This window comes from Alloiococcus otitis ATCC 51267 (genome assembly GCF_000315445.1).
In the GTDB taxonomy this organism is placed as follows: domain Bacteria; phylum Bacillota; class Bacilli; order Lactobacillales; family Carnobacteriaceae_A; genus Alloiococcus; species Alloiococcus otitis.
Window position 1 is genome coordinate 114,723 of the sequence record NZ_JH992959.1, and the last position, 7,212, is coordinate 121,934.

The 7,212-nt window shown below is 40.4% G+C and carries 6 protein-coding genes; all 6 read right to left on the bottom strand.

Annotation, left to right across the window (positions count from 1 at the left end; genetic code table 11):
- Positions 1-87: 87 nt before the first annotated feature.
- Positions 88-1,596, bottom strand: coding sequence for a sodium:solute symporter family protein (locus HMPREF9698_RS05330; RefSeq protein ID WP_003778066.1), 1,509 nt, complete (start codon positions 1,594-1,596; stop codon positions 88-90).
- A 77-nt stretch (positions 1,597-1,673) separates the two neighbouring features.
- Entirely contained in the window at positions 1,674-3,266 is a 1,593-nt protein-coding gene (locus HMPREF9698_RS05335) for a sialidase family protein (protein WP_003778067.1), read from the bottom strand.
- A gap of 23 nt (positions 3,267-3,289) precedes the next feature.
- Positions 3,290-4,390: a Gfo/Idh/MocA family protein gene (locus tag HMPREF9698_RS05340; protein WP_169315224.1), complete on the bottom strand. Its 1,101-nt coding sequence runs from the start codon at positions 4,388-4,390 to the stop codon at positions 3,290-3,292.
- Positions 4,391-4,747: 357 nt separating this feature from the next.
- A complete protein-coding gene (gene epsC, locus HMPREF9698_RS05345) occupies positions 4,748-5,305 on the bottom strand; it encodes a serine O-acetyltransferase EpsC (protein WP_003778069.1) in 558 nt (185 codons plus the stop codon).
- A complete protein-coding gene (gene cysK / locus HMPREF9698_RS05350; RefSeq protein ID WP_003778071.1) occupies positions 5,292-6,218 on the bottom strand; it encodes a cysteine synthase A in 927 nt (308 codons plus the stop codon). Before cysK ends, epsC begins: the two co-directional genes overlap by 14 nt.
- A gap of 152 nt (positions 6,219-6,370) precedes the next feature.
- The gene (locus HMPREF9698_RS05355; protein ID WP_003778073.1) at positions 6,371-6,778 is read right to left on the bottom strand and encodes an OsmC family protein; all 408 of its coding nucleotides are present in this window, start codon (positions 6,776-6,778) and stop codon (positions 6,371-6,373) included.
- Between the last annotated feature and the right edge of the window lie 434 nt (positions 6,779-7,212).

Here is a 7,212-nt window from a genome sequence, read left to right on the forward strand (position 1 = left end):
CCGCAAGTCTATCACTTGCCTTCATCTTCATATACAGTAAAACTAAAAAAGAGAAGGGTGTGACCCTTCTCTTTTTTAGCTAATCACTTAGTTTTTAGCGTAAGTTATATCTCTCGTTTTGTAAGTTAAACCTCTAATATTTTTATCACTGTCTGGGAAAGCCAATGATAAGAAATAACCAATTAAGAAGGTGACAATAAAGGCAACAGTTGCAGTGAGCAAGGGTGAAATATTCATGGCATCCGTTATTATTGCTAAAACGATTCCGGCAATTAAACCGATGAGGGTCCCTTTGCCATTTGCTCTCTTCGTAAATATGCCTAATGTAAAGACAGCAGCAATTGGCACACCAAAGAGTCCTCCAATAGCTAAAATGATGTCCCAGGTTTGAGAGGAGTTACCAGCTGTAAAGTATACTGTAACTAACAAGCCAAATAAACCAGTGACTATAATAATCCATCTAGCTATTGAAACTTCTGATACATTTTTTAGTTTATCCTCAAAGAACCGTCGTTTGATATCAACGACCAAGCAGGCTGAGATCGAGTTCAAGCTACTGGAGACAGTTGATTGGGAAGCTGCAAAAATTGCTGCAATAATTAGCCCAGCTATACCAGCAGGAAGTTCAGTTAAGATAAAGAATGGAACGACAGCACTAGTGTTAACTCCAGCTGGCAAACCGCCATTTTGGCCATAATAAACATATAAGACACTGCCAATAGCATAAAAAATTGGGAAAAAGACAATGCAGAGACCGTAAGTTAGCCAGAGTGATTTTTTAGTTTCTTTCATTGATTTTGAAGTGACAAAACGTTGTACCATATCTTGAGAACAACCATATTGGTAAAGGAAGGAAACAAGTTGCCCTATAAAAATTAGCGGAACATAATCCGATAAATCACTCATGTCTAAGTTACTAGCTGAAAAGAATTTCCCTTCTGACACTATGGTATTTGATATTTCGCTTAGACCTCCATCAATTTTAAAAATAGCCATCAATAAAATTAGAATTGAACCAGCAAGTAAAATAAAGCCCTGGATGGTGTCACTCCAAATTACTCCTTCCATACCACCTAACAAGGTATAAATAATACAAACTAAACTAACTGCAACAGCAATCAAAACGGGATTAATATCAGTCACTGATGCAACTGCCAAAACTGGCAAATAAACAACTACTGAAATTCTACCAAGGTGGTATAAAACAAACAAAACACTGGATAAGGTCCGAACGACTGGGTCAAATCGCTCTTCTAAGTACTCGTAAGCAGAGGTTACTTGGAGCTTTCTGAAAAATGGTACAAAGTAGGCAATCAAAATTGGTATGACGACTATTATACAAGCAGATCCCACAATATAAGACCAATCACTAATGAAAGTCTGTTCTGGCGTAGACATAAAGGTAATTGAGCTGACTGCAGTAGCAAAAATACTCATTCCAACTGCCCACCCAGGTAAGCTCCCTTCAGCTTTAAAAAAGGCATCTGAACTTTTGCCTGATTTTCTGATGAAAGAACTACCGAAAACTAACATAAACAATAAATAAACGACTAAAACGACCATGTTGGTAAAGCCAAAGCCAGGATTGGATTCCATGCTGATACCCCTTTCATTATTTCCTTTTTTCGAACACTCATCCTTTATAGTAGAACAAGCGCTAGGTATGGTTTAATCTAACCTGCATCCTCAGTTATCACTTGAGATTGATTTATTATGTCTTGACTATCAAATCTTTGCATGAGTAAGACATCTTTCAAATGCAGCTGGTCTCTAGACCAAGAATCATAATGCAAGGCTATTTCCCCATCGGGAGTCTCGGTTAAATCAGAATAAGAAAAGCCATCTTGTGTATCCGGAATAGTATAACGATATTTCCATTCGATTTCTTCACCATTATAAAGACCGATAATCAACTCGCCATTTTCCCTAGCTTGGGTAGAATTGGGGGTACTAAGAATAACTGCTAGCTTGCCTTCAATTTCTTCCGAATATTTTAATGCTGAAACCTGTGTCCCATATTGTGTATTGTCTACAATATCAAGATTGGTGATTTCGGTCCAAGTGTCCCCATTGTCATGACTCATGCTGTAACCAATTTTACCATTATCAGTTCTTGTAAAGGTTGCTAAAACATCTTCTTCAAGTTCAATTGTTTGCGATTCAGCAGTTGCTTCAGAAAATGGCAAGTCTTGTCTTACTGGGAACCATGTTTCACCGTGATCATCGCTTACAATATATATAATGGCTGATTCAGTATAAGAAGACACTAGCAAGCGTCCATTTGAGGTCTCTAAACCGCCGCCGGGGGACAAGTATGGCGCATTATGGTCTGGGCCCAACAAGGGATCAAGTAAGTTCAAAGGTGACCAACTTTCCCCTTGATCCTGACTGACGGTATAGCCCACATAGTTTGTAGGGACTACTTTAAATAAAGAGTCATAATAGAAAATGTTCATTTTAACTTTGGTTCCATTTTGATACTCAATGAGCTGGCCATCTTGAAAGTCAACTGAATATTGTTCTGTATACAATGATTCTCCGTTTTTTAGGATGTTATAGTCATCATCGACGCTATAGTCAGTAGCTTCACCTGTTCTTTGATCATAAATCACCTGGTCAGACCCTAGCAAATAATGATATTCCTCTTCATCTTGCGAGCGTAATTTTAGGAAATATTGACCGTCAATTTCTTCAAAACCGGAATCATTTTTCCAAGCATTGCTATTCCCAACGCCAGCTGGCATAACATCAGCAAATAGATATATATTCCCGGTTTGAGAATCTTCTAGAATTACCGAGTCAATGAAAGAAGCACTGTATTTAATTTGTTCTTCCTTCCCTTGGTCATCCCGGGGCCAATCTATTTGTTGGTTAGCATAGTCGTCAAAAGACAAGGGCAATGTTGATTCAGACCAATTCAAACCGTTATCGTCACTGTAAGAACTGGCAATGGCGATATTATTAGGTGAATCATGTGTGCCGCCGTACCGGGCATCTGCACTTGCCAAGATTCGACCATCATTTAACGTATAAATATTTGGAATTCTAAAGTAATTAGCTGCTGTTTCATCGCCGGCAAAAAATATCTTTGATTCTTCCATATTTTTTTCCTGGTCTCCGGCCGAACTTGTTTCTTCAATATCTATAGTACCAGCAGTTCCTAGCTCTTCTGCTTTGATACTCTTATGATTATTGAGTAAGGAAAGTGAGCATAACAAAAAAGACAAGGCCAGAGAAGTAATTATATGATGCTTAAAGTGTTTCATTTGAAAACTCCTAACTTTCCATATTACAAAATTTCATTTAATTGAACCACTCGTTTTTCCTGGTTTGCTAGAGTGGCGGCATCTGCTGTAGCAATAGCCTCTTCTGCAGCAGAACCATCTAGGAGTTTTCGGTATTCATCAGGAACTTCCATACCATGGAGTACATCATTTAAAAACGTAACTTCTTTTTTGATACAGTCATTTAACCATAATGGAGCCTGTTTACCTGGATGACCATACTGGATGGCACCATCCATTTCAGTCCCATGGTAAATACGAGTTCGGTCATCATCAATTTCTTGTGAGCCATGAATAAGGAAATGGTTATCTTGACCGTCCACTCTTAAAGTACCCCCACAATCATACATATCTAGCATAATGGCCCCCTTCGTTCCTTGGATCAAAACATAGTGTTCGCCCCATCTAAATGCCGAGCCCCATTCCAAGTGAGCATATTTATTATTGGGAAATTCCAAATTCATACTAATGAAATCATCTTCGTCACCGAACTCTTCACCCTTATGGGCAATGTCAGATGCAGACATAGCGACATGACTTGGCAAACCACCCATAATAAACTGGACACAATCTAATTCATGGATGTGGTGATAGAGGTGACCGCCAGACTTACTGCGGATTTTTTTCCAAGAAACACTCTCTTGCGCCTCTTCCCATCCATTACGAGCTGCCTTCACAAATAATACATCCCCAATTTTTCCATCTTGGATATACTGTTTAGCTTGGCGGACTCCATCAAAGAAATTCATAATATGACCGGCCATAAAAGTTACGCCTGCATTCTTGCAAGCTTGGACCATTTCATGGCAGTCCTGATAATTTAAGGCAATTGGTTTTTCACAAAAAACATTTATACCTGCTTCTGCAGCTTTTAAGACAGGCTCTTTATGTAGATTGTTGGGGGTTGCAACAATCATACAGTCAATGTCCCCTCTTTTAACAAGTTCGTCTAAGGAACTTTCAAATTCACATCTTAGTTCGCTAGCTATTTTTCTGCCATTATTTGGATCATATACCGCTTTAATTTTAGCTCCAGCCAGAGCCTGGATAGCTTTTGCTAATTCAGTACCAAAATAACCAGTCCCGACAACGCCATAATTAATCACTTTTTGATCCATTCATAGACATCCTTTCTAGAATATTTTATCAATAAAAGTAAAAGGGGTTAATTCTCAAGGTCAAAAATAAAGTGAGTAATCCCTTTCTTTCCCCTAAAAACAACTTAAAACCATAAGATAAATGGCCAACATTGAAAAATGAAAAACAATGGCCTATTAGCTTTCTCTTCGAAACTAACAAATCACTCCCTTTCAGTAAAAATATAACTATATATCATTATGGTTTTAACAAGGATTATATTTTTTTACAATGGGATTATAACGCTTACAGAAAAAGCTGTCAATTTAGCTGGGAAACGAACTTGAAAATTAATCTTTTAGACCTTAACTCTTGCTTGGCTTTAGCTAGCTTGGAGAAATTTCTCCAATTCGGTTCCAATCTTTATCGTGTAAAATAATCCGGGCTGGGATCCCAACTGCCGTTGCATAAGCCGGGACATCCCGGTTAACATAGGCGCCGGCTCCAACCTTGCTGTGGTGGCCAATGGTGACATCGCCTAGGATAATGGCACCAGCCCCAATTTCCACATCATTTTCAATGGTTGGATGGCGCTTAGCTCCTTTCTCTTTACCGGTTCCGCCCAAGGTGACCCCGTGATAGAGCTTGACCCGGTCACCTACAATCGCTGTTTCACCGATAACTACCCCAGTGCCGTGGTCGATAAAAACATTAGCCCCTAACTGGGCACCAGGGTGGATTTCGATATTGGTTTTCTTCTTAGTTCGCTCGGACAAATAGCGGGCAAAGTTTTTAAAACCCTTTTGGTAAAAATAGTGGGCCTTAAAGTGACGACTGTAAGCCACTACGCCAGGATAGAGGAAGAAGGTTGACCAGACGCCCCGGGCTGCAGGATCATTTTGGCAAATATGCTTGGCTAGCTGGTAACGCTTAGTCCAACTCATCGGCTAAGTGCTCGTACAAGTCAGTAGTCAAGTAGCGTTCCCCATTGGATGGTAGAACAGTCAGAACTTTTTGACCCTTGCCAAGTTCTTTGGCCAAGTCAAGAGCTCCAAGCAAGTTGGCACCTGAAGAAATCCCAACTAAAAGGCCTTCTGACTGGGCCACTTCCCGGGCCTTAGCCATGGCATCTTCATTGGAAACCTGGTAGACCTTGTCATAGATGTCTTGGTCTAAGATTTCAGGAATGAAATTAGCCCCTAATCCCTGAATCTTGTGGGGACCAGCTTCCCCGCCTGACAAGAGAGGTGAAGCTGCTGGTTCAACTGCCCAGACCTTGATCTTGTCATCTTTTTCTTTTAAGACACGACCAACACCAGTGATGGTGCCACCAGTTCCAACACCAGCTACAAAGCCGTCTAGGTCCGGGATATCTTGCAAAATTTCTTGGGCAGTGGTTTCTTGGTGGGACTTAACATTGGCTTGGTTAGAAAACTGGCCAAAGATAGGGGCTCCTTTTTCCTTAGCAATTTCTTCAGCCTTGTCTCTTGCTCCAGCAACACCTTGGTCCCCTGGCGTTTGAACCAAGTTAGCGCCATAAGCTTTCATCAGGAGTTTACGCTCTTTGGACATGGTCTCCGGCATGGTGATAATCACATTTAAACCTAAAGCAGCCCCTACCATAGCCAAGGCAATGCCCGTGTTCCCACTCGTATACTCAATAATGGTGCCACCCGGTTTTAAGTCGCCCGATCGAAGCAAGTCTTTAATAATATAGCGGACGGGCCGGTCTTTGACACTACCGCCTGGGTTTTGGTATTCCAACTTAACGTAAACATCAGCAGAGTCTTCTGGAACATGGTGGAGTTTAACAACCGGCGTATTCCCAATCGCATCAATGACATTATTGTATAACATGAGCTCAATCTCCTTTTACTTGTATTTACTTACTAATTGTTAGTATATTAAAAATAAAAGGGAAGTTCAACCCAGAAGACCGGTGCTTCTGATGATTTGTATTTCGCTTTTGACTGAACCTGAAAGATTGTAGAGGTCTGCTGGCCCATTTCTTAGTAAGTTGTCACAGCATAGGATACTGTTGCAGACCCCTTGAGAAGTTTAGCCATGGGGCAGCGGACCTTGGTTCGCTCCAAGTACTCTTGGACCTGTCTTAAGTCCATTTGGTCAATGGCCAGTTCTGCATCTAAGCTAAAGTAAAAACCAGTTTCATCCTCTTCCTCATGCATTTGAACCGCAACTTTGACTCGGGTCTTGTTGTCCAGTCCATCTTCTTCCAAGATTTTTTGAACGGTCGAATTAAAACAGGTACTCAAGGCCAGCCCGACAAATTTTTCGGGATTGAAGCCTTGGTCTTCGGACAAGGGGTGGGCTACCTTTATGGGGTCTTCACCTTCGATATAACTGTAGCCGTCTACCCCATCTTCGTTGACTGCCTTGGTTTGGTATAAATAAGTCATCTTTATTATCCTTTCCTTTTCTTCTTTGCCTCTAGTATAACGACCGACCCCTAGGCCCACAAGAATAAGGCTAGCTATTTAATTTTAGGCAAAATTCCGCTAAAAAAGCCAAATCAGTTCTTGGTCCTATAGTTCGGTTATAGATTAGTTGACTTGGTTGGAGCGAACCATGGCTTATTATTGTCACTTTTCAAGTCTGAAAGTACCGTATGGCTCGCCCATTGTCGCCTTTCAAGTTCGAAACTACCTTATTTTCATTTATTGTCCAGTTTCAGCTTCAAAACTTCCTTATTTTGATTTATTGTCCAGTTTTAACTTCAAAACTTCCCTATTTCTATTTATTGTCCAGTTTTAACTTCAAAACTTCCCTATTTCTATTTATTGTCCAGTTTTAACTTCAAAACTTCCTTATTTTGATTTATTGTCCAGTTTCA

What these genes read in the sequence shown, in the direction of transcription:
- HMPREF9698_RS05355 (WP_003778073.1), bottom strand. Translation starts at nt 6,778, where the DNA reads ATGACTTATTTATACCAAACCAAGGCAGTCAACGAAGATGGGGTAGAC.
- cysK (WP_003778071.1), bottom strand. Translation starts at nt 6,218, where the DNA reads ATGTTATACAATAATGTCATTGATGCGATTGGGAATACGCCGGTTGTT.
- HMPREF9698_RS05335 (WP_003778067.1), bottom strand. Translation starts at nt 3,266, where the DNA reads ATGAAACACTTTAAGCATCATATAATTACTTCTCTGGCCTTGTCTTTT.
- HMPREF9698_RS05330 (WP_003778066.1), bottom strand. Translation starts at nt 1,596, where the DNA reads ATGGAATCCAATCCTGGCTTTGGCTTTACCAACATGGTCGTTTTAGTC.
- epsC (WP_003778069.1), bottom strand. Translation starts at nt 5,305, where the DNA reads ATGAGTTGGACTAAGCGTTACCAGCTAGCCAAGCATATTTGCCAAAAT.